The following is a 3,242-nucleotide window of genomic DNA, read 5'->3' as shown; positions in this document are numbered from 1 at the left end:
TTCGCTTTTGAATTTTTTTACTGCATTTACAAGGTCGGGTAATACTTTGTGAACGTCTCCGATAATTCCGTAATCGGCAACTTCAAATACTGGAGCTTCTTCGTCTTTGTTTACAGCAACAATAAATTTTGAGGAACTTACACCTGCAATGTGTTGGATAGCACCTGAAATACCAAGTGCAAAATATAAGTTAGGGGCAATTATTTTACCTGTTTGTCCTGTGTGTTCTTCGTGAGGTCGCCAACCTTCATCAGAAACAGGTCGCGAACAAGCTGTTGCTGCATCTAACTCTGTTGCAAGTTCTTCAAGTGGTTTCCAGTATTCGCCTCCTTTCATTCCGCGACCACCGGCAACAACTATTTCTGCGTCTGTTAAAAGAATTTTACCTGTTACTTTACTTACATCTTTTACTACTGTTTTGAAATCAGAATCACTAAGTTTTGGTTCAAAATTTTCTGTTGCTATTTCAACATTATTTTCAATAAGCTTAAATGAATTGTTGCCAAGAGTAAGAATTTTTATTTCGCTTTTTACTTCAATATTTGAAAATGCTTTGCCTGTAAAAGTTCTATTTTTTATAACAAAGGGTTCAAGACTTGAAGGTAATTCAACAACATTTGATACAAATCCTGCTTTAAGTTTTACTGATAATCGTGGTGCAAGTGCTTTACCTGAAAAATTGTGTGAAAGAATTACGGCTTTAGCACCTTCCTTGCTTGCAGCTTGTGCAATTACTGAAGAATAAACTTTATTTTCTAAATATTTAGCTTTATCATTTTTAAAAACTAAGATTTTTGATGCACCGTATTTTGCAAGTGATTTTATCTCTTCATCATCAACATTTCCAATTGTAAGTGCTACTACAGAAGTATTTAAAACTTTTGCTAATTCACTGGCGTAACTTACTAATTCATAAGATGTTTTTTTGAATTTTCCTTCCCAGTTTTGAGTATATACTAATATTGACATTTTTGTCTCCTTTATTTTTCGTTTTTTAATAATTAAATTACTTTTGCTTCATTGTGTAGTTTGTCTATCAGTTCATCCATATTTTCAGGATCAATCATTACACACTTAGCTTTTTGTGGTGGTAATTCATAGTCTTTGTATTCAGTTAAAGGTGCAATTTCAATAGGTTCAACAACTTCAAGAGGTTTTTTTCTTGCCATCATTATTCCTCTCATGGCAGGAATTCTCGGTTCAAGAGCAATACCTTTTTGAACAATTGTTATGCATGGAAGTTCTGTATCCAAAATTTCTTTACCTCCGGCAATTTCTCTAGTTATTGTTACTTTATCACCTTCAATATCCACTTTTGAAACAGAAGAAACAGAAGGATAATCAAGGAATTCTGCAAGCATGCTACCTACGGCATTTCCATTGTAATCACTTGATTCTATTCCTGCCATTATAATATCATAGCTATCTTTTTTAATAATTTCTGCAAGTTGAGCAGCAGTGTAATATGCATCTTTAGGGTCGGCATTCACTCTAATAGCATTGTCGGCACCAACAGCTAAAGCTTTACGTAAAGTAGCTTCTGTTTCTTTTGGACCAATATTTATAACGGTTATGCTTTCAATGGCATCGGTTTTTTCTTTAAGTTCCATTGCTCGTGTTAGAGCAAGTTCATCCCATGGATTTATTATCCATTGAACTCCTGCTGTATCAAATTTTGTATTGTTTTCTACAAAACGAATTTTTGTAGTTGTATCGGGAACGTTACTTATACAAACAAGTATTTTCATATTATTTAAATTTAATTTATAAATATTATATTAATTTTAAGCTACAAATATAGTAATTGAATATAAAATATTAAAAACAGTTTAAAAAATTAATCTCTTAGTAAAGCACGTGATATTACAATTTTTTGCACTTCAGATGTACCTTCATAAATTTGAGTTAATTTTGCTTCACGCATAAGTCTTTCAACGTGATATTCTTTTACGTATCCATATCCACCGTGAATTTGTACTGCTTCTGTTGTTACTTCCATTGCAATATCGGCAGCATATTGTTTTGCCATAGCACTCATAACTCCATAAGGTTTTCCTTGATCTTTGTACCATGCAGCTTTTATGCAAAGATTTCTAGCATTTTCTATTTTTACTGCCATGTCTGATAAAGTGAAAGCAATATGCTGATGGTTACAAATCTCTGTACCAAAAGCTTTTCGTTCTTTTGAATACTGAAGAGCTCTTTCAAATGCACCTGAGGCTATTCCAAGAGCTTGTGATGCTATTCCAATTCTACCACCTTCAAGTGTTTTCATTGCGAATTTAAATCCAAATCCATCTTCCCCAATTCTGTTTTCCTTTGGCACTTTTACGTCAGTAAACATCACAGAATGTGTATCTGAACTTCTCATTCCCATTTTATCTTCATGAGGTCCTAGTGAAATTCCGGGAGTATCTTTTTCAATTATAAATGCGTTTATTCCTCTGTGTTTTTTTTCAGGATGAGTGTGTGCAATCACAATGTATGTTGATGCAGAATCTGCATTTGTAATCCAGTTTTTTGTTCCGTTCAAAAGGTAATAGTCACCTTTATCTTCTGCTGTTGTTCTTTGATGTGTGGCATCTGAGCCTGCTTCCGGTTCTGATAAAAGAAATGCTCCGGTAATTTCACCTCTTGCTAATGGTTTTAAATATTTTTCTTTTTGTTCTTCTGTTCCGTATTTTTCTATTCCATAATTAACAAGAGAATTATTTACGGACATTATTACTGCAACAGATGAGTCAATTTTTGAAATTTCTTCTACTGCTAAAACATAAGAGACGGTATCCATTCCGCCACCATCATATTTTGGGTCGGCAAGCATTCCTAAAAAACCAAGTTCTGCAAGTTTTTTTACATGTTCTGTAGGATATATGGCTTTAGTATCCCTTTCAATAATATCATCTAAAAGTTCACGTTCTGCAAAATCTTTTGCAGCTTGTTGAATCATCAATTGTTCTTCTGTATATTCAAAATTCATTTTATTGTATGTTTATGTTTGAAAAAAATAAGCTGTAAAGATATGTTTTTTTTTTGGAATTTTATTGATTTGTGTTTATGTTTTTTTTACGCAAAGGAAAAGTGTTTGTTTTTCAATTAATTGTTGTTGGATATTGGCTACCTTTCCGGATTAAGTTACAAACTTGAAGCATAATTATTTCTTAGTTTTAGTCTTAATCTTAATCATTTGTTTGAGATACTACTGACTGAGGACTGTTGACTGTTTATTTGTTTCTATTTTC

3 protein-coding genes are annotated in these 3,242 nt (G+C 32.7%); all 3 read right to left on the bottom strand.

What is annotated here, in order from left to right; all coding sequences use genetic code 11:
* On the bottom strand, window positions 1-969 hold a 969-nt coding region (locus U9R42_06505; GenBank protein MEA3495670.1), incomplete at its 3' end, for an electron transfer flavoprotein subunit alpha/FixB family protein.
* Between the two features lie 32 nt (window positions 970-1,001).
* Window positions 1,002-1,748 carry an electron transfer flavoprotein subunit beta/FixA family protein gene (locus tag U9R42_06500; GenBank protein MEA3495669.1) on the bottom strand — a complete coding sequence of 249 codons (747 nt, stop codon included), beginning with the start codon at window positions 1,746-1,748 and terminating at the stop codon, window positions 1,002-1,004.
* Window positions 1,749-1,837: 89 nt separating this feature from the next.
* Entirely contained in the window at window positions 1,838-2,980 is a 1,143-nt protein-coding gene (locus tag U9R42_06495; GenBank protein ID MEA3495668.1) for an acyl-CoA dehydrogenase family protein, read from the bottom strand.
* Between the last annotated feature and the right edge of the window lie 262 nt (window positions 2,981-3,242).

The organism is Bacteroidota bacterium (assembly GCA_034723125.1).
In the GTDB taxonomy this organism is placed as follows: Bacteria; Bacteroidota; Bacteroidia; order CAILMK01; family JAAYUY01; genus JAYEOP01.
This window is presented reverse-complemented; position numbering and strand designations above follow the sequence as displayed.

Bases quoted from the DNA above. Each gene is read 5' to 3' on its own strand.
- U9R42_06500 (MEA3495669.1), bottom strand. From the start codon at position 1,748: ATGAAAATACTTGTTTGTATAAGTAACGTTCCCGATACAACTACAAAA.
- U9R42_06495 (MEA3495668.1), bottom strand. From the start codon at position 2,980: ATGAATTTTGAATATACAGAAGAACAATTGATGATTCAACAAGCTGCA.